This is a genomic window from Variovorax sp. UC122_21 (assembly GCF_044056785.1).
Classification (GTDB): domain Bacteria; phylum Pseudomonadota; class Gammaproteobacteria; order Burkholderiales; family Burkholderiaceae_C; genus Variovorax.
Genome location: NZ_CP172004.1, coordinates 4,077,121 through 4,100,415 on the forward strand (window position 1 = coordinate 4,077,121; position 23,295 = coordinate 4,100,415).

Sequence of the window (23,295 nt, forward strand, 5' to 3'; positions counted from 1 at the left end):
ACGTGGGGCAAGGAGAAAAACATCCGCGCGATCAGGCGGCCGGTGCCGCCACAGGCAGCCGCGCGAGCCCGCGCACCAGCTTTCGCCAGTCCTCGCGCTCGGGCACGCCGGGCTTGCGCGCGCCGAAGAACATCGCCATCAGCTCGCCCTCGCCATCGAAGGCCTCGACCGAGGTCACGTGGCCGTCGCTGGTGGGCTTCTCGACGATCCACACGCTCGCGATGCGGTCCTCGCGCAGGTGCAGGTTGAAGCCGGGGTCGAGCACGTTGAGCCAGCGCATCGGCGCGGCGTCGCCACGCGCCGGCATCTCCATCGGCTCGACGCGCACCACCGGCCCGGTGTGGATCTGGATGCAGCCGGGGCTGCCGACGAAGACCATGATCGGCGTGCCGCTGAAGGACGCTTCCTGCAGCAGGTCGCCCACCGCATGCAGCGCGGCGCGCTGCGTGAACTCGCCCTCGGTGAGCCGGAAGCTCTGCTGGCGCTCGGCATCGAACTTCTTGAGCAGGCCGAAGAACTCGTGCGTGTCCTGCATGCCGCGCCAGGCCTCGGCGAGCGCGCCGGCGTCGATGGCGGCGTCGGCGCGCGGCGCGGGCTTGGGCTCGGCCGGCTTGAATGCCACCTGCAACTCGGGCGCCGCATGCGCATCGATCACCGCCTGCAGCGCGCCGCGGTCGGTGGCCTCGCGCACGAAGATCTTGTGCACCGCCAGGCCGTGCGCGTCGAAGAACTGCAGGCTCAGCGAGGACGGCACGCCGGGATTGGCGGCCGCCTCGTCCACCGCGAAGCCCGCGTGCCAGCGGCTGAAGAACAGCCGCAGGTCGATCGCCTCGCCGAGCGCGAGCCCCATGGCCTCGCCGCCCGAGAGCTTCTCGTAGATGCCGGTCTTCTCGTGCACCGTGGTCTCGTTGCGCGTGAGCGCCAGCAGCGGCCCGCAGGCCTCGAGCGACTGCAGCAGCGCCAGCCACGGCCCGCGCAGCGGCGTGGCGCGCAGGGCCTTGTCGTGCGCGCCCGCATGGGCCGCGATCGCGGCGCCCTCGGCCAGGCCCATGGCTGCCGCGGCGTCCTTGTGGCGCATGCCCTTGGCGCGCAGCTCGGCAAAACGGTGGCGGATGTCTTCAGCATTCATCGTTGGTGGTCCTTCCTGTGTGAGATTGGGTGGCTCAGAAATCGGCCACGAGCGAGACATTGAAGCTGCGTCCCGGCTGCGTATAGGCGTCGCGGATCAGCGCGGTGGAGGTCAGGCCGCGCACGTCGCTCCACATCCAGTAGCGCTTGTTCGTGAGGTTCGTGATCGAGGCGTTGAGGCGCAGGTCGCGGTTGATGCGCCACTGCGCGCTCAGGTCCAGCGTGGTCGCCGAGGGCGTGAGGAACTGCACGCCGCCGGTGGTGATCTCGGCCGCATCCACGTCGGAGCGCTTCTTGGCCGCATGGTGCACCGCGTCGAGCCGCACCGACCAGGCCGGCGCCTTGTAGGCCAGGCCGAGATTGATCTTGCGCGGATCGATGGAGTTCAGCGGCCGGTCGTTGCTGCGGTCGCGCCCGCGCGTCTGGCCCCAGGCGAAAGGGCACCGAGAAGCCATTGCCGTTGTCGGTGAAGTCGAGCTCGCCCTTGACCTCGAAACCGCTGATGCGCGCGCGGCCGATGTTGACCGACTGGAAGGTGGCCGGGTTCACGCGCGAGCCGAACACGCCGCCGACCTGGCGGTCGTTCTCGATCAGGTCCTTGTAGTTGCCGGTGAAGGCGGCGACGTCGAAGTTCAGCACGCCGGTGCGCCCGCGCACGCCGAGCTCGACGTTCTGGCTCTTCTCGGGCTTGAGGTTGGGGTTCGGGATGGTGCGGTAGCCCGAGATCGTGTTCTCGAAGAAGTTGTTGACCTGGAACGCGTTCGGCGCCTTGAAGCCCGAGGCGTAGTTGCCGTAGACGCTCCATTGCGGCGTGGCGCGGAACAGCACGCCGAGCTTGGGCGAGACCGCCGAGCCCGAGAGCGAGACCGCCTGCGCGTTGAAGCCGGCCTGGTCGGCGTCGAGCGAGAAGCGGTCGAAGCGGATGCCTGGAGTGATGCTCCAGCGGTCGTGGATGAACTCGTCCTGCACATAGAAGGCCGAGGAGGTCTCGCGCGTGTCTGGGAAGCGCTTGAGCGGGTAGCTCTCGCCGGCAGGCGGCACCAGGCCGGTCTGCAGGTTCTCGACGTTGGTGCGCGCGTAGTCGAAGCCGTAGGTGATCTTCTGGGCCCAGTCGCCGGTGCGCACCAGCTTGTCGGCCTGCAGGCCGAACTGCCAGGTGCTCTCGTCGTAGGTGACGTCGCGCGAACGGTCGGCGGCGCTGAAGCGGTCCTCGAAGATGTACTCGCGCGACTTCGACTTCTGGTAGCTCACCGTGGCCTGCAGGCTGTCGGCCACGACCGAATTCAGGCGCAGCCGGCCGTCGTAGGTGAAGCGGTCGCGCTGCAGGTCGGTGCGGGCGTCGAGGCCGACCACCGAGGTCGAAGCATAGGGTGGCTTCGCGAGGCCCGACAGCAGGTCGTAGCGGCTGGTCTTCTCGATGTGCTCGAAGGTGAAGCCGTGGCGCTGGTCGGCATCGGGCGTGAGGATGACCTTGGCCAGCAGCGCGCCGCTGCGGTCGCGCTGCGGGTTGGGCGTGGTGCGGTCGGCGTTCGGGCGCGTTGTAGCTGCCGCGGTTCTCGAGCTCGTGCGAGCGGCCGAGGTTGGCCGAGAGCAGCCACTGCAAGGTCTCGTTGGGCTTGCCCGCGAGCGTGACGCCGGCGCGGCGGCCGTTGTCGTCGCCGCTGTAGCCGACGCTGGCGCTGCCGCCGAAGCGCTTGCCGTCGCGCAGGAACGAGGACGGATCGCGCGTGATGAAGTTGACCAGGCCCGCAAGGCCGTCGGAGCCGTAGAGCGCGGAGGCCGGGCCCTTGAGGATCTCGATGCGCTCGATCAGGCCGATGTCGAAGTAGTCGCGGCCGAAGGCGTTGGCACTAAAGACATAGCTGCGCGGCGTGCGGATGCCGTCGGTCAGCAGCAGCACGCGATTGCCGTCGAGGCCGCGAATGTTGAAGCCGGCGTTGTTGTCGCGACCGGTGTTGCCCTGGGCGAGGCCGAAGCGTGCCGGCGAGCGCTTGACCGAGACGTTCGGCAGGTCGCGCACCGCGTCGCGGATGTCGTTGATCTGCTTCGATTCGATCGTCTCGCGGTTGAGCACTTCCACGCTGACCGGCAGCGCGTCCTTCTCCTGTTCGGAACGCGAGCCGCTCACGACGATCTCGCCGAGCGCGGCGACCTGTTGAGGCGGCTGCTGGGCCCAGGCCGGTGCCGCGGCACCGAAGCCGCTGGCGATCAGCCAGGGCAGCAGCGCGCGGCGCGCGCGCACGGGTCGGGAAGAAAGAGGAAGACGAGCGCGCGAAGCGCGAAATGCGGGTAGAGGTGGCGGCCACGAAAAAAGGTCCGGCAAGCGTTGGAATGAACAACGGCTTGCTGGACCTCGGCGCGGCGGAAGCGGCGCGGCTGACCTGGCTGGCGGCGGGAGGCTCGGTTCCCTTTTGTTGGTGTTCTCGCCGCGATGCGCGGCGCGCGAGCCTCTGAAAACTATTTTATGAGAACAATTCTCATCTGGCCGCCGATGCACCCACTCAGGCTGGGGCTGAAGTGCGGATCAGGTGATCGAATGCACCGAGTGCCGCCTTCGCGCCGTCGCCGGCCGCGATGATGATCTGCTTGAACGGCACCGTGGTCGCGTCGCCCGCGGCGAACACGCCGGGCACCGAGGTCTGGCCCTTCGCATCCACCACGATCTCGCCGTGCTTCGACAGCTCGATCGTGCCCTTGAGCCAGTCGGTGTTGGGCACCAGGCCGATCTGGATGAACACGCCCTCGAGGTCGACGCGCTTGGCTTCGCCGGTCGCGCGGTCCTTGTAGACCAGGCCGTTGACCTTCTGGTCGCCCGTGATCTCGGTGGTCTGCGCGTTGGTGAACACGTCGACGTTCTTCAGGCTGTGCAGCTTGCGCTGCAGCACGGCGTCGGCGCGCAGTTGGGTGTCGAACTCGATCAGCGTGACATGGCCCACGATGCCGGCCAGGTCGATCGCCGCCTCGACGCCCGAGTTGCCGCCGCCGATGACCGCCACGCGCTTGCCCTTGAACAGCGGGCCGTCGCAGTGCGGGCAGTAGGCCACGCCCTTGTTCTTGAACTCGTGCTCGCCGGGCACGTTGATGTTGCGCCAGCGCGCGCCGGTCGAGATGATCACCGACTTGCTCTTGAGCGACGCGCCGCTCTCGAGCTGCACCTCGATCAGCCCCTCGCCCGGGATCAGCGCCTTGGCGCGCTGCAGGTTCATGATGTCGACCTCGTAGTCGCGCACGTGCTCCTCGAGCGCATGGGCGAACTTCGGTCCCTCGGTCTCCTTGATCGAGATGAAGTTCTCGATGCCCATGGTGTCGAGCACCTGGCCGCCGAAACGCTCGGAGGCCACGCCGGTGCGGATGCCCTTGCGCGCAGCGTACACGGCCGCCGCGGCGCCCGCGGGGCCACCGCCGACGATCAGCACGTCGAACGGGTCCTTGGCGGCGATCTTCTTTGCTTCGCGCTCGACGCCGCTGTTGTCGATCTTCGCGAGGATCTCTTCCAGGCTCATGCGGCCCTGGCCGAACTCGGTGCCGTTGAGGAACACGGTGGGCACGGCCATCACCTGGCGTTCCTTGACTTCGTCCTGGAAGGTGCCGCCCTCGATCATCGTGGTGCGGATGCGCGGGTTCTGCACCGCCATCAGGTTCAGCGCCTGGACCACGTCGGGGCAGTTGTGGCAGGTCAGCGAGACGTAGATCTCGAACTCGAAATCGCCGTCGAGCGCCTTGATCTGGTCGAGCACGGCCTGCTCCACCTTCGGCGGGTAGCCGCCGATCTGCAGCAGCGCGAGGATCAGCGAGGTGAATTCATGGCCCATCGGCAGGCCGGCGAAACGCGGGCCGTGGTTTTCGCTCGGGCGGTTGACCGAGAACGAGGGCTTGCGGTGGTTGTCGTCGCGGCTTTCGCTCAGGCGGACCAGCGGCGAGGCTTCCGCCACGTCCTTCAGCAGCGACAGCACTTCGTCCGAGGCCTTGCTGTCGTCGAGCGAGGCGACGATCTCGATCGGCTGCGTGGCGCGGTCGAGGTAACTCTTCAATTGGGCTTTGGTGCTGGCGTCGAGCATGAGGGACTCTCTTTCGATAACTGGAAACTATCAACGGGGGACAAAAAAACCCGGGGGCCTCGTGAGCGCCCGGGCTTTCGCGCGGAGCGCCTTAGATCTTGCCGACGAGGTCGAACGACGGGGCGATGGTCTTGTCGCCTTCATTCCACTTGGCCGGGCAGACTTCGTTCGGGTGGGCGGCGGTGTAGACGGCTGCCTTGAGCTTGCGCAGGGTTTCCTTGACGTCGCGGGCGATCTCGTTGGAGTGCACTTCGGCGGTCTTGATGATGCCTTCGGGTTGATCACGAAGGTGCCGCGCAGTGCCAGGCCTTCTTCGGGGATGTGCACGCCGAAGTTGTTGGTCAGCGTGTGGGTCGGGTCGCCCACCAGCGGGAACTTGGCCTTGCCGACGGCCGGCGAGGTGTCGTGCCAGACCTTGTGCGAGAAGTGCGTGTCGGTCGTCACGATGTAGACCTCGGCACCCAGCTTCTGGAACTCGGGGTAGTTGTCGGCGGCGTCTTCGACTTCGGTCGGGCAGTTGAAGGTGAAGGCAGCCGGCATGAAGATCAGCACGGACCACTTGCCCTTCAGCGTCTCGTCGGACACATCGATGAACTTGCCGTTGAGGTAGGCCTGGGTCTTGAAGGGCAGGACTTGGGTGTTGATCAGGGACATTGCTGGTTTCCTTGGTGGTGATGAAAGAAGCGAACCATGAGTATAGCTACCAAATGGCATCTTTCAATAGTTCATAGCTATTGAATGCATTGCAGCCCCCTATGTCTTGCGATGGGCGGGCCGCATGCCTGGCGGCATGGCTCGCCCTCCGGATACGAACGTGTATCAGCATCAAACGCATGCAGAGCGCGAATGCATGGCTTTGCTTGCGCCACCCTCTTTCGCGCTCCGACAATCGCGGCCTTTACTGCTTTCATAACAAGGAAAAACACCATGAAGGGCGATCCCAAGGTCATCGAGCATCTGCAGGCGCAGCTCAAGAACGAGCTGACTGCGATCAACCAGTACTTCCTTCACTACCGCATGCTCAAGCATTGGGGCCTCGACAAGCTGGCCAAGAAGGAATACGAAGAATCGATCGGCGAGATGAAGCATGCCGACAAGCTGATGGACCGCATCTTCATGCTCGACGGCCTGCCGAACCTGCAGGACCTGGGCAAGTTGAACATCGGTGAAGACGTGCCCGAACTGCTGCGCTGCGACCTCGGCGCCGAGACCGGCGCGCAGGCCACGATCAAGGACGGCATCGCGCATTGCGAATCGGTGCGCGACTACGTCTCGCGCGACCTGCTGCAGGAAATCCTCGACGACACCGAGGAGCACATCGACTTCCTCGAAACCCAGATCGACCTGATCGACCGCGTCGGCCTGCAGAACTACCTGCAATCGCAGATGGGCGAACTCGAGTAAGCCTCGCCCTCGCAAGCCACACGGCACGCCATGAACAACTGCGGGACTTCGGTCCCGCTTTTTTTGGCCCGGCGTTTTCGCTTTACCAAACTTCACATGCTATTTAATTGATAGCATAAGACGAAGGATTTACCTTCGATCCGGCCGGATCGATACCCTCGGCACGGGTCGTCCCCGATTGCCAAACGAAATCAATTCTCATTTGCGCGCCTAAAATGCCGGCCGCCAATGAATGCCGCCTCTCCCGACAACCGCCGCCGTGCCTACTGGCTCAAAACCCTGCACGAATGGCACTGGGTCAGCTCCGCCATCTGCCTGATCGGCATGGTGCTGTTCAGCGTCACCGGCTTCACGCTCAACCACGCGGGACAGATCGAGGGCAAGCCGCAGGTCACGCGGCTGCACGCGACGATCGACGAGGCGCTGCGCGCCCGCCTCGAAGCGGCCATGGCCGAGGTCAAGTCGAACAAGGCGATCAAGGGCAAGGCCGCGCTGCCCGCCGAACTCCAGTCCTGGGTGCGCCAGCGCTGGGACGTCGATACCGCCGGTCGCGAGGCCGAATGGTCGGACGACGAGATCTACCTGTCGCTGCCCCGCCCCGGCGGCGACGCCTGGCTGCGCCTGAGCCTGGCCGACGGCGAGGCCGAATACGAGCGCACCGACCGCGGCTGGCTCTCCTATTTCAACGACCTGCACAAGGGCCGCAACACCGGCACCGCCTGGAGCTGGTTCATCGACATCTTCGCGGGCGCCGCGCTGGTGTTCTCGATCACCGGCCTGTTCATCCTCAAGATGCATGCGGGCAACCGTCCCTTCACCTGGCCGATGGTCGGCATGGGGCTGGTCGTGCCGGTGCTGCTCGCGCTGCTTTTCATTCATTGACTCTCGTTCCGTCCGCTTCGAAGAAAAGGTTCCTCCCGTGCACATCCGCTACTCGCTCGCACCGCTCGCCATGTCGGCGCTCTTCGCCGCCCCGGCCTTCTCGGCCAGCCTCGGCGTCAACATCGAGGTGCCGCGCCTCAACGTGTCGGAATACCACCGCCCCTACATCGCGACCTGGATCGAGCGCGCCGACAACACCGTGGCCGGCACGCTGGCGGTCTGGTACGACGTGCGCACCAAGACCAACAACCCCGAGGGCGAAGGCACCAAGTGGCTCAAGGACATGCGCCAGTGGTGGCGCCGCGGCGGCCGCGACCTGTCGGTACCGATCGACGGCGTGACCGGCGCGACCAAGCCCGCGGGCAAGCACCAGCTGAGCTTCACCGACGGCAGCGCGCCGATGCCGCAACTGGCGCCGGGCAGCTACAAGCTGGTGGTGGAAGCCGCGCGCGAAGTCGGCGGCCGCGAGGTCGTGAGCATCCCGTTCCAATGGCCACCGACCAGCGCCTCGCAGCCGACCGCTTCGGGCAAGGAAGAACTGGGCGAGATCAAGCTCGAGCTCAAGCCCTGACCGCCACATCGCCCCGCACCTTCGCCGCTCACCTTCAAGGAATCGCCATGAACACCCTCCGCCTGCGCGCCGCCGCCATTGCCGCCGCCTTCGTCGCCATCGCCCCGCTGTCCCAGGCGCACAACGCCTGGCTGCTGCCCTCGGGCACCGTGTTCTCGAAGGCCGACACGGTCAGCGTCGACGCCGCGGTGTCGAACGACCTGTTCGTCGCCAACCATGCGCCGCTGCGCCTCGAGGGCCTGCAGATCACCGCGCCCGACGGCAGCACCGTCAAGCCCGAGAGCGAGGCCAAGCTCAAGCAGCGCAACGTGTTCGACGTGCCGGTCGCGCAGGCCGGCACCTACCGCATCGCCGTGATCAACGGCGGCGCCTTCGCGAGCTGGAAGGACAAGGCCACCGGCCAGAACAAGCGCGCGCGCGGCACGCCCGAGACCATCGCCAAGGAGATCCCGGCCGATGCGCAGGACGTGAGCATCACGCAATCCTCGGGCCGCATCGAGACCTTCGTCACCGTCGGCAAGCCCTCGGCGCTCAAGCCGATCGGCCAGGGCCTGGAACTGATCTCCACCGGCAGCCCGACCGACCTCGCCAAGGGCGAGAAGGCCAGCTTCACGCTGCACCTGGACGGCCAGCCCGCCAAGGACCTCGAGGTGACGGTGACCGCCGGCAACACGCAGTACCGCGACAAGCTCGAGGAGTTCAAGGTCAAGACCGACGACAAGGGCCAGTTCAGCGTGACCTGGCCGAGCGCCGGCATGTACTGGCTCGACGTGTCCACGCGCGACAACAAGACCACCGTGCCGAACGCCAAGGAGCGCCGCCTGAGCTATGCGGCCACGCTCGAAGTGATGCCCTGATCCCGAGCGACGTTTCGCGCAGCGCCTTGGGCATTTCGTTCGCCTCCCGCAGTTCCTGGCACGGCGGCTACGCCAACGCGGCCGTGCCGCGCCGCGCCGATCCGGCCCGCCTGCATCAGCTGGCCGGCCGGACCATGGGCACGACCTGGTCGCTGCGCTTCGACAACCCCGGCATGCGGCCGCTGGCCGACGTGCGCGAGGCGGTCGAATCGGCGCTCGCGCGCGTGATCGCGCAGATGAGCCACTGGGAGGCCGACGCCGAGATCTCGCGCTTCAACCGGGCGCCGGCGGGCACGCGGCACACGCTGCCGGCCGAGTTCGCGCGCGTGATGGCCTGCGCGCTGCAATGGGCCGAGGACAGCGGCGGCGCGATCGATCCGACGGTCGGGGCATCGGTCGCGGGCTGGGGCTTCGGGCCCGACGCGAATGATGGCCCCGCCGATGCGAACGCCCTCGAAACAGCACGCCAGCGCACGGGCTGGCAAAAGCTCGCCTTCGCAATGGCCGACGACGCAACGGCCACGCTGACCCAGCCCGGCGGCTTCGCGCTCGACCTGTCGGGCATCGCCAAGGGCTTCGCGGTCGATCACGGCGTCGAGGCCCTGCAGGCGCTGGGCCTCGAGAACTTCCTGTTCGAGATCGGCGGCGAACTGCGCGGCGTGGGCCGCCGCCCCGACGGACAGCCATGGCGCGTGCAGGTCGACGGCGAACTGCCCGCGCCGGTGCACGTGGCGCTCGACGGCCTCGCGATCGCCACCTCCGGCGACCGCTGGCACCAGCGCGAGCACGCAGGCCGCCGCTGGTCGCACACCATCGATCCGCGCAGCGGCGAACCCGTGCCAGCCGGGCTCGCGAGCGTCACGGTGCTGCATGCGCAGTGCATGCACGCCGATGCGTTGGCCACCGTGCTGACGGTGCTCGGTCCCGAGGAAGGCTTCGCCTTCGCCGAGGCGCGCGACATCGCGGCGCTGTTCGTCGCGCATGCGGCACAGGGCGACGGACCGCCGAGCCCGCGCGCGACCCCGGCCTGGACCGAACGGACCGCCGCCGCATGAACGACACGCTGCTGCGCGCGCTGGCCGCGGGCTCCACCGTGGCCGCCTACGGCGCGATGTGCCTGGCGATCTACACGCGCGAGCGCCGCGCCGTCGCGGCCACCGCGCGCGCCGCGCAGGCGCTGGCGGGCGACGGCACGGTGCCATCGACGCTGGTGCTGTTCGCCAGCCAGACCGGCCAGGCCGAAGCCATCGCCTGGCAGACCGCGCGCCGCCTGCGCGCGGCCGGTACGCCGGTGCGCGTGATGGAACTCAACGCCCTCGACGCCGCCACCTTGCGCGACGCGCGGCAGGCCGTCTTCGTGGCCAGCACCTACGGCGAAGGCGACGCGCCCGACGGCGCCAGCCTGTTCGCCGAAAAGGCAATGGCCGAACAGCCCGACCTGTCCGCGCTGCGCTATGCGGTGCTGGCCCTGGGCGACCGCCAGTACGCGAACTTCTGCGGCTTCGGGCGCCAGCTCGACGACTGGCTGCAAGTCCGGGGCGCGACGCCCTCCTTCGCGCGCGTCGAGGTCGACAACGGCGATCCCGAGGCGCTGGCCGCGTGGCATGCCCAGTGGGGCGATGCCGAGGTCGCGCCTGACGAGCAAGAAAGCAGCGCCTTCGTTCCATGGCGCCTCGCGCATCGCAACCTGCTCAACCCCGGCAGCGCGGGCGCGCCGGTGTTCCTGCTCGGCCTGGTGCCGCAGGCCGGCGCGATGCCGGCCTGGGACTCGGGCGATCTGGTGCAGATGGCGGTCGCGAGCGATCCGGCACGGCCGCGCGACTACTCGATCGCCTCGCTGCCCACCGACGGCGAACTGCAGCTGCTGGTGCGGCAGGAACAGCATCCCGACGGCACCTTGGGCATGGCCTCGGGCCACCTGACCTCGACCTTGGCCATCGGCGACACGGTGGCGCTGCGACTGCGCCCGCACCGCGGCTTTCGCCTCGAGGGCAACGCCTCGCGTCCGCTGATCCTGATCGGCAACGGCACGGGCCTGGCCGGCCTGCGCGCCCATCTGCGCGCGCGCGTCGCGGCGGGCCGGTACGAGAACTGGCTGGTGTTCGGCGAGCGCCATGCGGCGCACGACTTCCTCTGCCGCGACGAGATCGAGGCCTGGCAGCGCGAGGGCGCGCTGGCGGAGCTCGACATGGTGTTCTCGCGCGACCAGGCCGAACGGCTCTACGTGCAGCACCGGCTGCTGCAGCGCGCCGATGCGCTGCGCGACTGGCTTGCGCGCGGCGCGGCGGTGTACGTGTGCGGCAGCCTGCAGGGGATGGCAGCGGGCGTCGATGCAGCGCTGCGGCAGGTCGCGGGCGAGGCGCTGTGGGCCGAGCTGGTCGGCTCGGGGCGCTACAGGCGCGACGTGTACTGAGGCACGGAAGCCACCGGCCTGCGTGGCACTGGAGGGCGACGCCCACCAGCATCTGCGCGCCGTCAACAATTCCCCCAGCATGCGAGTTGCTTCAGTGCAACAAAGTATCTACTTTACAAAGCGCCTGCGGGCATAAGTTCTAAGACCCGTATTGATAAACATTATCATTTGATACGGTTTTTACCTTCGCCCTTCCGCAGGTCAACTCACCCAGCCAGCCCCCGGTGCCTCTACGGCACACGCGCAGGGCATCGCCAGTCGAGTTCTCAGGGCCGTTTTTTCATTTTCGAGAACCTTCATGGCCAACTCCTATATCAAGAGCCGGAAGCACGCTGTCGCGCGCGCCGTTCCCCAGGTCTCGGGCGCCGCAGCCGCCACGCTGATCGCCCTCTCCGCCCCCGCCTTCGCCCAGCAGCAGCAGCCTTCGCGCGTGCTGCCCGAGATCCGCGTCGAGGGCTCGGTCGCCTCCGACTTCAAGGCCGACAACTCGGCCAACACCAAGTTCACGGCGCCGCTGGTGAACACGCCGCAGACCGTGCAGGTGATCAAGGAGCAGGTGCTGCGCGACCAGGGCGCCACCACGCTGACCGAAGCACTGCGCAACACCCCCGGCGTGGGCACCTTCTTCCTCGGGGAGAACGGCAACACCAACACGGGCGACGCGGTGTTCATGCGCGGCTTCGACAGCTCGAGCGCGATCTTCGTCGACGGCATCCGCGACCTCGGCTCGATCTCGCGCGACACCTTCAACATCGACCAGGTCGAAGTCGTGAAGGGCCCCTCGGGCACCGACGTGGGCCGCACCTCGCCCACCGGCTACATCAACCTCGTGACCAAGAAGCCCAAGCTCGACGACAGCTTCACGGGCTCGCTGGGTTTCGGCAGCGCCGACTTCAAGCGCGGCAGCATCGACTGGAACAAGTCGTTGAGCGGCGAGAACGGCATCGGCGCGGCCTTCCGCCTGAACGCCGTGGCCGAGGACGCCGGCGTGGCCGGCCGCGATTTCGTGAAGAACAAGCGCTGGTCGATCGCGCCCTCGCTGGCCTTCGGCCTGAACAGCCCGACGCGCGTGTACCTCGATTACGTGCACGTCAAGCAGAACAACGTGCCCGATGGCGGCGTGCCGACGATCGGGCTGCCGGGCTACTCGACGCCTGATGCGACGGCCATCCGCAGCGGCCTCGCCCGCCGCACCTACCTGAACTACGCGCAGCGCGTCGACTCGAGCAACTTCTACGGCACCAGCTCGGACTTCGACCATGTCACCACCGACATGTTCACCGCGCGCGTCGAACACGACCTCACGCCCGACATCACGATCCGCAACACCACCCGCTACGCGAAGACGCAGCAGGACTACATGCTGACCGCGTTCATGGGCGGCGGCCTCACCGCGTCGACGGCCGGCGTCGGCCAGCTGCCCGCGGTGAACTCCGGCTTCATCAACACGGTGGTGCCGACGAATCCCGCGACCTGGACGATCACGCGCAACCTGCCGACCAACAAGGACCAGGCCAACACGATCTTCACCAACCAGACCAGCGTCTCGGCGAAGTTCAACACCGGCAGCATCAGCCACACCTTCAACGGCGGCCTCGAGTTCATCCGCGAAACGCAGCGCGCGAACAACTACTACGCGGCCGGCTATTCGACCGTCGGCACCACTTTCGCGCCGGCCGGCTCGTGGCCCGCCGCCAACCTGTATGCGCCCGATCGCAACGTGCTCGGCTACAACCGGCTCCCCGAACGGCACCGGCTCCGACGGCAGCACCGACACGATCGGCCTGTTCGCCTTCGACACGATCAAGTTCAACGAACAGTGGCAGCTCACCGGCGGCTTGCGCTACGACCACTACTCGACCGACTACGACGCGACCGCGCTGACCCTGGCACGCACCGGCAACAACCCGCAGACCGCGACCATCACGCCGACGCGCCTCAAGCTCTCGGACAGCCTGTGGTCCGGCAAGATCGGCCTGGTCTACAAGCCGACCGAGAACAGCAGCGTCTACGCGGCCTACGGCACTGCGGCCCAGCCCCCCGGGCGGCGCCAACTTCCAGCTCGCCGCAGGCGGCAGCGGCAACAGCGCCGCGCGCACCGACTTCCTGCCGCAGAAGGCCAAGACCTACGAACTCGGCACCAAGTGGGACGTGCTCAACAAGCGCCTCGCGCTGACGGCCGCGCTCTACCGCACCGACGTCAGCAACGAAGTGGTGCAGGACTCGATCTCGCAGCAGTACTACCAGACCGGCAAGAAGCGCGTGCAAGGCATCGAGCTCGGCGTGTCGGGCGCGATCACCGACAACTGGGGCGTGACCACCGGCTTCACGACGATGAACACCCGCGTGCTCAGCGGCCCCTCGGTGCTGGCCGACGGCTCGACCTCGCTGGCCTACACGCCGAAGCGCGCCTTCACGCTGTGGACCACCTACCAGCTTCCGTTCGGCCTGACGATCGGTGGCGGCGCGCGCTACAACGGCAAGCTGTACCGCGGCACGGACGGCGCGGTCGGTACGCCGGCCTACGTCGAGTCGTACTCGGGTGGTCGACGCCATGGCGTCCTACCGGATCAACAAGAACGTCGACCTGCAACTCAACGTCTACAACCTGTTCGACAAGGACTACGTGGCGGCCATCAACAAGTCGGGCTACCGCTACACGCCGGGCACGCCGCGCTCGTTCAAGGTCACGGCGAACTTCGCGTTCTGATCGTTCGCCACGGCGAGCCGCCGGCCAGGGCCGGTGCGCCGCGGTGCGACACTCGAGCCCCGGCCCGCGCCGGGGCTTTTTTCCTTCCGGAGTTCCCGAAGATGATGCTGCATGTGCCCGAAGTGCTGAGCCCGGACCAGGTGCGCAGGATGCGCGCCACGCTCGATGCCACCCAGTGGGTCGACGGGCGCGAGACCGTCGGCGACCAGGGCGCGCAGGTCAAGCGCAACCGGCAGCTGTCCGAGCATTCGCCGGTCGGGCGCGAGCTCGCCAAGACCGTGCTGGCCGCGCTGGCGCGCAACCCGCTGTTCTTCTCGGCCGCCCTGCCCGCGCGCTTCGTGCCGCCGCTGTTCAACCGCTACGAGGGTGGCGAGCACTACGGCCTGCACGTCGATGGCGCGGTGCGCGCCGTGCCCGGCAGCGAGCAGCCGCTGCGCACCGACCTGTCGTGCACGCTGTTTCTCTGCGACCCCGACGACTACGACGGCGGCGAGCTCGAGGTGGTCGACACCTACGGCTCGCACGAGGTCAAGCTGCCGGCCGGCGACCTGATCCTGTATCCGTCGAGCAGCCTGCACCGCGTGCACCCGGTGACCCGGGGCGCGCGCGTGTGCGCCTTCTTCTGGGCCCAGAGCATGGTGCGCAACGACCAGCAGCGCTCGATGCTGTTCGAACTGGACCAGAACATCCAGAAACTGCGCGCCCGGCTGGGCGAATCCGAGGAAACCGTGGCCCTCACCGGCCACTACCACAACCTGCTTCGGCTCTGGTCGGAGATATAGGCGGTGGCCCCCTCATAGCGAATAGCTGTCACGCCGGCCGCTGGCGAATACGATAGTTATTGCAAATGCGAGGGATTCTTATTTATAATCACTACATCCAATAGCCAGCCAAACTGCCGCTTTCACAGCCATGATCGTTTGCATTTGCCGCCGAGTCTCCGACCGCGAAATCGCACGCCATGTGCGCGCGGGGATGACCTTCGACGAAGTGCAATTCGAACTCGGCGTGGCCACCCAGTGTGGCCAATGTGAAGGATGTGCGCGCGATATCGTCGCGCAGTGCAGCGCTTCGCACCCGGTCGCGGCCCTGCACTGCGAATCGGAACCGAAGTCGATCCAGCTTGCCAACTCCATCAAGGAAAGCAAAGCATGGAACTCGTCTCTGCACTCGGCGGCAGCCTGATCCTGGTGGCGGCTCCGTCTGGTGGATCCTTCGTAAATAGAAGTAGACGTCGTCGTAGCGGTTTTGCTGCAATCGGGGCACGTGACCACGTGCTCGCACTCGAATGGTTGATCGTGTCTGACCGCTTTGCCCCCCCTCCTACCTTTCTCGGCCTCTCGCGCAATGCTGCCATTGCCGGCGGCGTGATCGTCTTCCACGCCGCCGCGCTCTGGGCGCTGCAGAGCGGCCTGCTCCGCCGGGCCGCCGAAGTGGTGATCCCGGTCGAGATCATGAGCCAGTTCATCGAGCCGCCGAAGCCCACGCCTCCGCCGCCGCCCCCTCCTCCACCGCCGCCCCAGCCGCGCGTGAAGGCACCGCCGCCGCCGCGTCCGCAGGCCATCCGCGAACCCAAGCCCACGCCGGCGCCGCAAGCGCCGGTGGGCGATCCGGAACCGCCGCCGCCCGCACCGACGCCGCCCTCGCCGCCGCCCGCGCCTCCCGCGCCGCCGGCCCCTCCGCCGGCGCCGCCCGCACCGCCCAAGGTGGTCGAGGTGACGGCCGCGCAGGCGCAGTGGCTGCGCCAGCCGGCGCCCGTCTATCCGCAGCTGAGCTCGCGGCTCGGCGAATCGGGCACGGTGACCATCGCCGTGTACTTCAACCGCAACGGCGTCGTGCGCCGCGCCGAAATCCTCAAGTCCAGCGGCTTCGACCGCCTCGACCGCGCCGCCCGCGATGCGGTGCTGAAGTCGTCCGTGACCGTGAGCAACTATCCGAACGCGAGCGACGAGACCCTCTTCATGCTGCCCGCGCCCATCGTTTTCAACCAACCTAAGTAACTGAGACCCCTATGGATTCCCAATTTGGCTTGATGAATGTCTGGCACCAAGGCGACTTCGTCACCAAGGCCGTCGCGGTGCTGCTGATCGCCATGTCGCTCGCGTCGTGGATCGTGATCATCGTCAAGGCGCTCGACGTCATCCGCTACAAGCGTCTCGCCAAGCAGTCGCAGGACTTCTGGCACAGCGAGGACTTCGCCACCGCGCTCAACAAGCTCGGCAAGGACGACAGCAACCCCTTCCGCGCCCTGGCGCTCGAGGGCCGCGAAGCCGCCGCCCACCACCGCAACACCAAGGCGCACCTGCATGACGCGCTCGACGTCAGCGACTGGATCACGCGTTCGCTGCGCAACGGCATCGACGCCTTCACCGCGCGCCTGCAGACCGGCCTGGCCGTGCTGGCCTCGGTCGGCTCGACCGCGCCCTTCATCGGCCTGTTCGGTACCGTCTGGGGCATCTACCACGCGCTGATGAGCATCGGCTCGGCCGGCCAGGCCACGATCGACAAGGTCGCGGGTCCGATCGGCGAAGCGCTGATCATGACGGCCCTGGGCCTCGCGGTCGCCATCCCCGCCGTGCTCGGCTACAACGCCCTGGTGCGCGGCAACAAGTTCGTGCTGACCAAGCTCAATGCCTTCGCGCACGACCTGCACGCCTACTTCGTGACCGGTGCCCGCGTCCAGAGCGGCGCCGAATCGATCGTGGTTCCGCTCAAGAAGGGCTGAGCATCATGGCTTTCGGAACCCAAGACGAACCCGATGAGGTGATGAACGAGATCAACATGACGCCGCTGGTCGACGTCATGCTGGTGCTCCTGATCATCTTCATCATCACCGTGCCGGTGATGAAGCACGCGGTGAACATCGACCTGCCGCGCGCCACCAGCGAGCCCGAGCAGCCGAAGCCCGAGAACATCCTGTTCAGCGTGACGGCCGAGGGCGACTACTACTGGAACGATCAGAAGATTTCCGACAGCGAGCTGCCGACCCGCCTCGCCGCCGAGGCCGCCAAGGAACCGCAGCCCGAACTGCACATCCGCGGCGACAAGGCGGTGCGCTACGAGCGCGTAGCCAAGGCGATGTCGGAGGCTCGCGAAGCCGGCGTGCGCAAGATCGGCTTCATCACCGAACCCGACGCGAAATAACTGCCTCACGGGTCACAAAATTTTTCATCGCGGCGATTGACTTCTTGATGAGAATTATTATCATTCAGTCATCGCTTCGATAAGAGGAACCCGAGATGCCAGCCACCACCAACGCCTTTGCTGTTCTGAGCCACCCTTCGCTCGATCAATCGGGCGGCGGTCACGCCACCATCCAGGCTCAACGACCGGTTCCGATGGTCGAAAGCGCCGAGCTGCTCAAGGGCAGCAAGACCGTCGGCATCATGCACAACGGTTCGCTGTACCGCCTGCAGGCCACCAAACTGGGCAAGCTGATCCTGACCAAGTAGGTCCCGGTCAGCCCGCCCCTCGCGCAAGTTTCATCGTGGGGCGACTCCAGGAGATTCATTTCTCCGAAGGGTCGTTTTTTGCTAGCCAACGGTTCGCCGACTAGCCAAGCTTTTTTTCACGCTGAACGTCCAATCAAAAACGCCGACTCTCTAGTCGGCGTTTTCGTTCGTGCAGGGCGCCCATGCGCCCATGCCGGATCTCAGAGACCCAGTGCAGCGATGCCAGCCTTGGCGACCTGCGCGTCTTCGTTCGACTTCACGCCGCTCACGCCCACGGCGCCGATCACGTGGCCGTCCTTCACGATCGGCACGCCGCCTTCGAGCAGGCCGTGCACCAGCGGTGCCGTCAGGAACGCGGTGCGGCCGCCGTTGATGATGTCCTCGTAGACCTTGCTCTCGCGGCGACCCATGGCGGCCGTGTGGGCCTTGGCCGGGGCGATGTGCGAGGACAGCGCGGCCGCGCCATCGAGGCGCTGCAGCCACAGCAGGTTGCCCGCGTCGTCGGCGATGGCGATGGTCACGGCCCAGTTGTTCTTGAGTGCCTCGGCTTCGGCGGCGGCGGCGATCAGCTTGACATCGGCGAGTTCAAGGAATGATTTGGTTTGCATGATGGTGATCAAGGTCTTGTTGCGTCGAACCCCCGAGCATACCGGTCCGCTGAAGCGCCTCCCCCTGTCGGACGGCGCGCCGTCTAAGGAACACCCCCCATACGGTCTTTGGGGGCCCCGGTCTTGCAGACTCCTAGAATCGGCCCAACTGCCAAGGCAGCAACCACAGGAGCTTCGGCCATGAACGACCGCGTTACAACCCTCGACACTTCCACCGGCTATGGCCAGGTGCTGCCGCAGGCTGACCGCCAACGCGTGCTGCGCAACACCTACTGGCTGCTGGCGCTGAGCCTGCTGCCCACCGTGCTGGGCGCCTGGCTGGGCGTGCAGACCGGCATCACCCGCTCGCTGACCGGCGGCCTCGGTCTCATCGTCTTCCTCGGCGGTGCCTTCGGCTTCATGTTCGCCATCGAGAAGACCAAGAACTCGGCCGCCGGCGTGCCGGTGCTGCTGGCCTTCACCTTCTTCATGGGCCTGATGCTCTCGCGTCTGATCTCGATGGTGCTGGGCTTCAAGAACGGTCCCGATCTGATCATGACGGCCTTCGGCGGCACCGCCGGCGTGTTCTTCGTGATGGCCTCGCTGGCCACCGTGATCAAGCGCGACCTGTCGGGCATGGGCAAGTGGCTGTTCGTCGGCGCGATGGTGCTGATGGTCGGCGCGGTCATCAACGTGTTCGTCGGCTCGACCGCCGGCATGTTCGCGATCTCGGTCGCGGCCATCGGCATCTTCTCGGCCTACATGCTCTATGACCTGAAGCAGATCATGGACGGCGGCGAGACTAACTACATCAGCGCGACGCTCGCCCTGTACCTCGACCTGTTCAACGTGTTCCAGAGCCTGCTGGCGCTGCTGGGCCTCGCGGGCGGCGAACGCGACTGACGTTTCCTCCTCCTTCGATGGCCCCGCGGCCATCGATCGGTGAAAAAGAAAGGGCCCTTCGGGGCCCTTCCTCATTGCGGCGTCGGAACCGCCTCATTCGCGCTCGAACACCGCGATCGATTCCACGTGCGCCGTGTGCGGGAACATGTTGACCACGCCCGCATGCGTGCAGCGATAGCCGGCCTGGTGCACCAGCAGGCCGGCATCGCGCGCGAGCGTCGACGGATTGCAGCTCACGTAGACGATGCGCTTCGGCGGCGTCCATCCGCCCGTGCGCAGCTCGGGCTGCTGATGCAGGTCGGCCATCGCCTTGGCGAGCGCGAACGCGCCCTCGCGCGGCGGGTCGACCAGCCACTTGTCGGCCTGTCCGTCGGCGACCAGCATCTCGGGCGTCATCTCGAACAGGTTGCGCGCCACGAACGAAGCCGGCGACAGGGCACGGCGCGCGGAGGTCGCGGGCTGGTTCCTGCGGAAGTTGTCGGTAGCCCGCGCTACCAGCGTGTCGCTGCCCTCGATACCCAGCACCTCGCGCGCGCGGCTCGCCAGCGGCAGCGTGAAGTTGCCGAGGCCGCAGAACCAGTCGATCACGCGCTCGTCGGACTGCACGTCGAGCAGGCGCAGCGCCTTGCCCACGAGCGCGCGGTTGATGTGCGGATTGACCTGGGTGAAGTCGGTGGGCCGAAACGGCATCGTCACGCCGAACTCGGGCAGCCCGTAGGCCAGCGGCGTGCCACCCTCCTCCAGCAGCCGCACCGTGTCGGGCCCCTTGGGCTGCAGCCACCATTGCACCTGCTCGTTCTTCGCGGCGAAGGCCTTGAGGCGCTCGATGTCCGCAGCCGACAGCGGCTCGAGGTGCCGCAGCACCAGCGCGATGGTGCCGAGCGCCTGGGTGCCGGGCGCGTCGCCGCAGGCCAGTTCGATCTGCGGGCAGGTGTCGCGCGCATCGAGCGAGGCGATCAGCGCGCGCAGCGGCATCAGCATCTGGCTGACCTGCTTCGGCAGCACGGGACAGACCTGCATGTCGGCCAGGTAGCGGCTCTTGCGCTCGTGGAAGCCGATCAGCACCGTGCCCTTCTTGACCACGTGGCGCACCGACAGGCGCGCGCGGTAGCGGTAGTGCCAGGCCGGACCTTCGAGCGGACGCAGCAGGTTCTCGGGGCGGACCTTGCCGAGGTGCCAGAGGTTGTCCTCGAGCGCGCGCTGCTTCACCGCCACCTGCGCCGCGGCATCGAGGTGCTGCATCTTGCAGCCGCCGCAGGCACCCGTGTGCAGGCCGAAGTGCGGGCAGCCGGGCCGCACGCGCTGCGAGGACTCGCGCCGGATCTGCGTGACCGTGCCCTGCTCCCAGTTGTTCTTGCGGCGATGCACGTTGAGCTGCACCTCTTCGAAGGGCAGCGCGCCCTCGATGAACACGACCATGCCGTCGGCCTTGTGCGCCACGCCCTGCGCATCGAGGTCCAGCGATTCCACGTGGAGCCATTCGCCGCCTGCGTTCGTGGGGGTGTCCGTGGGGGATTTATCTTTCTTGATGGATTCCGTCATCCCCCGATTGTCTCAGCGTGGGAAGAGTCCCTCGCGCGGCGCCCGGCAAGGCTAGAACAAGGCGTCCCGCCCCACGCCCGAGCGCGCGAGCTGGCGCCGCATCTTGGCGAGCGCCTCGTTCTGGATCTGGCGCACGCGCTCGCGCGTCAGGCCCAGCCGCACGCTGAGCACCTCGAGCGTTTCGGGCTCGCGGTCGTGCAGGCCGTAGCGGCCTTCGAGCACCTCGCGCTCGCGCGCATCGAGCGCGGCCACCCAGCTGTCGAGCAGGCGCTCGACCTCATGCGCCTGGGTCGCGCCCGTGGGGTCGCTCTCCTCGTTGTCGGCCGCGAGCGAATCGGACAGCGCGTAGCTCTCCTCGCCACGCGACTCGCCCGCATCGAGCGAACGCGGGGTCTCGGCCAGCGCCAGCAGGTCGGCCACCGACTGCACGTCCGAGCCCAGCAGCGCCGCCACGTCTTCCACGCGCACCCCGTCGGGCCGCCGCGCCAGGAACTCGGGATCGCTCTCGAGCGTGCGGCGCGCGCGCAGCACCTGCTGCAGCTCGCGCACGATGTGCACCGGCAGGCGGATCGTGCGGGACTGGGTCATCAGCGCGCGCTCGACCGACTGGCGTATCCACCAGGTCGCATAGGTCGAGAAGCGGAAGCCGCGCTCGGGCTCGAACTTGGTGATCGCGTGCATCAGCCCGAGGTTGCCCTCCTCGATGAGATCGGAGAACGGCACGCCGCGGTGGAGGTAGGCCTTCGCGATGTTGACCACGAGCCGCAGGTTGTGCTCGATCATCGACTGGCGTGCCGCGAAATCGCCGGCGCGCGCGGCGCAGGCGGTCGCGTATTCCTGCTCGGGGGTGAAAAGCTCGGTTCGCCGGATGCGGCGCAGGTAGACGGTGAGCGCGTCGGCCGTGTCGTCACCGGTACGCGCGAGCGCTTCGGCGCCCGGCTCGGGCGCGATCAGGTCATCGGGGGATGAGGCGGGTGGCGACGTCTCGCCACCGATTGCCGGTTCGGCCTCGTTGCCCACCGTCCGGCGCACGGGCAGCGTGCGGCGGGGGCGGGAACCGGCCATGGCATCACCGATTCGGGAGGTAGCGCGCCGGATCGACCGGCTTGCCCTGGCGACGGATCTCGAAGTGCAGCTTCACGCGATCGGCATCGCTGTTGCCCATCTCGGCGATCTTCTGACCCTTCTGCACCGACTGGTCTTCCTTCACGAGCAGCGTCTGGTTGTGCGCGTAGGCCGTGAGGTAGGTGTTGTTGTGCTTCAGGATGATCAGGTTGCCGTAGCCGCGCAGGCCCGCGCCCGCATACACCACGCGGCCGTCAGCCGCGGCCAGCACCGGGTCGCCGGCCTTGCCGCTGATGTCGAAGCCCTTGTTCTTCGCATCGTCGAAGCCCGCGATCAGCGAGCCATGGGCGGGCCAGATCCAGCCGATGTCCTCATCGCCACCCGAAGCAGCCGGGCTCGAAGGCGAGGCCGTGACCGGCGGCTTGGTGCCCGCAGCGGCGGCGCCGCTCGCTGCCACGCCCGGCACGACCGCGGGCTGCGGCGTCACCGGTTTGGTGACGACGCCGTTCTCGTTGGGGGCCGACGGCACGGCCGCCACGGTGGAGCCCGGGCCCGAAGGCGGGATCACGCGCAGCACCTGCCCCACCTCGATCAGGTCGGGGTTGTCGATGTTGTTCCAGCGAACGAGGTTCTGCCAGGTCTGGCCGGTCTCGTTGGCGATGCGGCGGATGGTGTCGCCGGGACGCACGGCGTAGTAGCCCGGCTTGCCGAAGTTCTCGATGCCGGCCAGCGGCTTGCCCGAGGCGTCGGTCGTGATGGTGGGACCGCCCGGGACGGGCGCCGCCGCGCCGGGGGCGCGGGTCATCGTGCCGCGGTCTTCGACCGGTGCCGGGCCGCGCGGCGTGGAACACCCCGCGATCACGAGCACGACGGCCAACGTGACGCCAGCGTACCAACTCCGATTGCCAAAACCCTGCATTTGTTATTCCTTCAAGCAACGCCCGATTTTAGGGGGACAAAGTGAACCGCCTCAAGAATGAGGCGCTCGAGACCGCGGGCCGTCTTGTCGATCACGACGAGGGCCTGACCGCCCTTCGCCGAATGCGTCGGCGCGACGATCCGCCCCCCCACCGCGAGCTGTTCGATCCAGGCTTCGGGCACCGCCTCGCCACCGGCGGCGGCGATGATGCCCGCATAGGGCGCGCCCTTGGCATAGCCGACCATGCCGTCGCCGAACATCAGGTGAACCGTGGCCAGCCGGAAGTGCCGCAGATTGGTCCGTGCCCGCTCGTGCAGGCCGCGCAACCGTTCGATGCTGTAGACCTCCGTGGCCACGTGGTTCAACACCGCGGCCTGGTAGCCGCAACCGGTGCCGATCTCGAGCACGCGCCCCAGACGGTCCTGCGGCTTGCCGGTCAGAGCCGGGGCCGCAAGCAAAAGTTCGATCATGCGCGCCACGACGCTGGGTTTGGAGATGGTCTGGCCCAGTCCGATCGGCAGGCTGGTGTCCTCATAGGCCTGGTTGACCAGCGCGCTGTCGACGAAGCGATGCCGCTCGACCGCGCCCATGGCGCGCAGCACGCGCGCATCCGAAATCCCCTGCGCGGCCAGCTTCTGCACCATGCGCGCACGCACCGCGTCGGAGGCCATCGAGGGCGTCGAGGGGACCGGTGGCTTCGGTGGTACCGCGGGCTGCCGTCCGCGCAGCGCGGACGAAGCCGGCGTCGAAGCCGAAACGGTGGGCGCGAGGCGAGCCGGGAATCCAGGCCGTTGGGTCGCCATG

The 23,295-nt window shown here is 67.5% G+C and carries 22 protein-coding genes and 5 pseudogenes; 15 read left to right on the forward strand and 12 right to left on the reverse strand.

The window, feature by feature from the left end:
- Positions 1-31: 31 nt before the first annotated feature.
- The 6 genes and pseudogenes from ACHMXE_RS31805 to ahpC all read right to left on the reverse strand — a co-directional run bounded on the left by ACHMXE_RS31805 (position 32) and on the right by ahpC (position 5,840).
- Positions 32-1,129, reverse strand: a complete 1,098-nt coding sequence (locus ACHMXE_RS31805) for a hemin-degrading factor (RefSeq protein WP_395348038.1) — start codon at positions 1,127-1,129, stop codon at positions 32-34.
- Between the two features lie 34 nt (positions 1,130-1,163).
- Positions 1,164-1,583 (reverse strand): TonB-dependent receptor domain-containing protein, encoded by a 420-nt coding sequence (locus ACHMXE_RS31810; protein WP_395352889.1) that lies wholly within the window; start codon positions 1,581-1,583, stop codon positions 1,164-1,166.
- A gap of 49 nt (positions 1,584-1,632) precedes the next feature.
- Positions 1,633-2,880, reverse strand: a pseudogene (locus ACHMXE_RS31815) (TonB-dependent receptor plug domain-containing protein); the annotation flags it as partial.
- Between the two features lie 52 nt (positions 2,881-2,932).
- Positions 2,933-3,625 (reverse strand): annotated as a pseudogene (locus ACHMXE_RS31820) (TonB-dependent receptor plug domain-containing protein); the annotation flags it as partial.
- Positions 3,626-3,629: 4 nt separating this feature from the next.
- Positions 3,630-5,186: an alkyl hydroperoxide reductase subunit F gene (ahpF, locus tag ACHMXE_RS31825; protein WP_395348039.1), complete on the reverse strand. Its 1,557-nt coding sequence runs from the start codon at positions 5,184-5,186 to the stop codon at positions 3,630-3,632.
- A 91-nt stretch (positions 5,187-5,277) separates the two neighbouring features.
- A pseudogene (gene ahpC, locus ACHMXE_RS31830) lies at positions 5,278-5,840 on the reverse strand (alkyl hydroperoxide reductase subunit C).
- 273 nt (positions 5,841-6,113) lie between these two features.
- On the opposite strand from ahpC, the gene bfr reads away from it, so the two are divergent.
- The 7 genes and pseudogenes from bfr to ACHMXE_RS31865 form a co-directional block, all read left to right on the forward strand.
- Positions 6,114-6,590, forward strand: a complete 477-nt coding sequence (gene bfr / locus ACHMXE_RS31835; protein WP_056583098.1) for a bacterioferritin — start codon at positions 6,114-6,116, stop codon at positions 6,588-6,590.
- A gap of 228 nt (positions 6,591-6,818) precedes the next feature.
- The gene (locus ACHMXE_RS31840; protein ID WP_395348042.1) at positions 6,819-7,472 is read left to right on the forward strand and encodes a PepSY-associated TM helix domain-containing protein; all 654 of its coding nucleotides are present in this window, start codon (positions 6,819-6,821) and stop codon (positions 7,470-7,472) included.
- A gap of 70 nt (positions 7,473-7,542) precedes the next feature.
- Entirely contained in the window at positions 7,543-8,043 is a 501-nt protein-coding gene (locus ACHMXE_RS31845) for a DUF2271 domain-containing protein (protein ID WP_172705657.1), read from the forward strand.
- Positions 8,044-8,090: 47 nt separating this feature from the next.
- A complete protein-coding gene (locus ACHMXE_RS31850; protein WP_395348043.1) occupies positions 8,091-8,900 on the forward strand; it encodes a DUF4198 domain-containing protein in 810 nt (269 codons plus the stop codon).
- A 26-nt stretch (positions 8,901-8,926) separates the two neighbouring features.
- Positions 8,927-9,955, forward strand: coding sequence for an FAD:protein FMN transferase (locus ACHMXE_RS31855; protein WP_395348045.1), 1,029 nt, complete (start codon positions 8,927-8,929; stop codon positions 9,953-9,955).
- A complete protein-coding gene (locus ACHMXE_RS31860) occupies positions 9,952-11,313 on the forward strand; it encodes a sulfite reductase subunit alpha (RefSeq protein WP_203205297.1) in 1,362 nt (453 codons plus the stop codon). Before ACHMXE_RS31855 ends, ACHMXE_RS31860 begins: the two co-directional genes overlap by 4 nt.
- A gap of 298 nt (positions 11,314-11,611) precedes the next feature.
- A pseudogene (locus ACHMXE_RS31865) lies at positions 11,612-12,070 on the forward strand (TonB-dependent receptor plug domain-containing protein); the annotation flags it as partial.
- Between the two features lie 599 nt (positions 12,071-12,669).
- On the opposite strand, the gene ACHMXE_RS31870 reads toward ACHMXE_RS31865, so the two are convergent.
- Positions 12,670-12,900 carry a hypothetical protein gene (locus ACHMXE_RS31870; protein WP_395348046.1) on the reverse strand — a complete coding sequence of 77 codons (231 nt, stop codon included), beginning with the start codon at positions 12,898-12,900 and terminating at the stop codon, positions 12,670-12,672.
- Positions 12,901-13,016: 116 nt separating this feature from the next.
- Here ACHMXE_RS31870 and ACHMXE_RS31875 point away from each other — a divergent pair.
- The 7 genes and pseudogenes from ACHMXE_RS31875 to hemP all read left to right on the forward strand — a co-directional run.
- Positions 13,017-13,779, forward strand: a pseudogene (locus ACHMXE_RS31875) (TonB-dependent receptor domain-containing protein); the annotation flags it as partial.
- Between the two features lie 345 nt (positions 13,780-14,124).
- Positions 14,125-14,805 carry a Fe2+-dependent dioxygenase gene (locus ACHMXE_RS31880; RefSeq protein ID WP_203205295.1) on the forward strand — a complete coding sequence of 227 codons (681 nt, stop codon included), beginning with the start codon at positions 14,125-14,127 and terminating at the stop codon, positions 14,803-14,805.
- Between the two features lie 130 nt (positions 14,806-14,935).
- Entirely contained in the window at positions 14,936-15,208 is a 273-nt protein-coding gene (locus ACHMXE_RS31885) for a bacterioferritin-associated ferredoxin (protein ID WP_082322199.1), read from the forward strand.
- The gene (locus ACHMXE_RS31890) at positions 15,175-16,023 is read left to right on the forward strand and encodes an energy transducer TonB (RefSeq protein WP_395348048.1); all 849 of its coding nucleotides are present in this window, start codon (positions 15,175-15,177) and stop codon (positions 16,021-16,023) included. The genes ACHMXE_RS31885 and ACHMXE_RS31890 overlap by 34 nt, the downstream gene beginning before the upstream one ends.
- Before the next feature lie 11 nt (positions 16,024-16,034).
- Positions 16,035-16,748 carry a MotA/TolQ/ExbB proton channel family protein gene (locus ACHMXE_RS31895; protein ID WP_057590302.1) on the forward strand — a complete coding sequence of 238 codons (714 nt, stop codon included), beginning with the start codon at positions 16,035-16,037 and terminating at the stop codon, positions 16,746-16,748.
- A 5-nt stretch (positions 16,749-16,753) separates the two neighbouring features.
- Positions 16,754-17,167 (forward strand): biopolymer transporter ExbD, encoded by a 414-nt coding sequence (locus tag ACHMXE_RS31900; RefSeq protein ID WP_093343007.1) that lies wholly within the window; start codon positions 16,754-16,756, stop codon positions 17,165-17,167.
- A gap of 95 nt (positions 17,168-17,262) precedes the next feature.
- Entirely contained in the window at positions 17,263-17,475 is a 213-nt protein-coding gene (hemP, locus tag ACHMXE_RS31905; protein WP_395348049.1) for a hemin uptake protein HemP, read from the forward strand.
- A 200-nt stretch (positions 17,476-17,675) separates the two neighbouring features.
- Here hemP and ACHMXE_RS31910 read toward each other — a convergent pair whose 3' ends face one another.
- On the reverse strand, positions 17,676-18,083 hold the full coding sequence (locus ACHMXE_RS31910) for a heme-binding protein (protein ID WP_203205294.1): 408 nt from the start codon (positions 18,081-18,083) through the stop codon (positions 17,676-17,678).
- A 180-nt stretch (positions 18,084-18,263) separates the two neighbouring features.
- On the opposite strand from ACHMXE_RS31910, the gene ACHMXE_RS31915 reads away from it, so the two are divergent.
- Positions 18,264-18,965: a Bax inhibitor-1/YccA family protein gene (locus tag ACHMXE_RS31915; protein ID WP_209540930.1), complete on the forward strand. Its 702-nt coding sequence runs from the start codon at positions 18,264-18,266 to the stop codon at positions 18,963-18,965.
- A gap of 93 nt (positions 18,966-19,058) precedes the next feature.
- Here the strand turns inward: ACHMXE_RS31915 and rlmD are convergent, their stop codons facing one another.
- From rlmD to ACHMXE_RS31935, 4 genes are read right to left on the reverse strand one after another with little or no spacing between them, the layout of a single operon-like run.
- Positions 19,059-20,507, reverse strand: coding sequence for a 23S rRNA (uracil(1939)-C(5))-methyltransferase RlmD (rlmD, locus tag ACHMXE_RS31920; protein WP_395348050.1), 1,449 nt, complete (start codon positions 20,505-20,507; stop codon positions 19,059-19,061).
- A 51-nt stretch (positions 20,508-20,558) separates the two neighbouring features.
- Entirely contained in the window at positions 20,559-21,572 is a 1,014-nt protein-coding gene (locus ACHMXE_RS31925) for a sigma-70 family RNA polymerase sigma factor (RefSeq protein WP_395348051.1), read from the reverse strand.
- A 4-nt stretch (positions 21,573-21,576) separates the two neighbouring features.
- Positions 21,577-22,491, reverse strand: coding sequence for a peptidoglycan DD-metalloendopeptidase family protein (locus ACHMXE_RS31930; protein ID WP_203205290.1), 915 nt, complete (start codon positions 22,489-22,491; stop codon positions 21,577-21,579).
- A gap of 11 nt (positions 22,492-22,502) precedes the next feature.
- On the reverse strand, positions 22,503-23,294 hold the full coding sequence (locus ACHMXE_RS31935; protein WP_209540934.1) for a protein-L-isoaspartate(D-aspartate) O-methyltransferase: 792 nt from the start codon (positions 23,292-23,294) through the stop codon (positions 22,503-22,505).
- Position 23,295 lies beyond the last annotated feature (1 nt).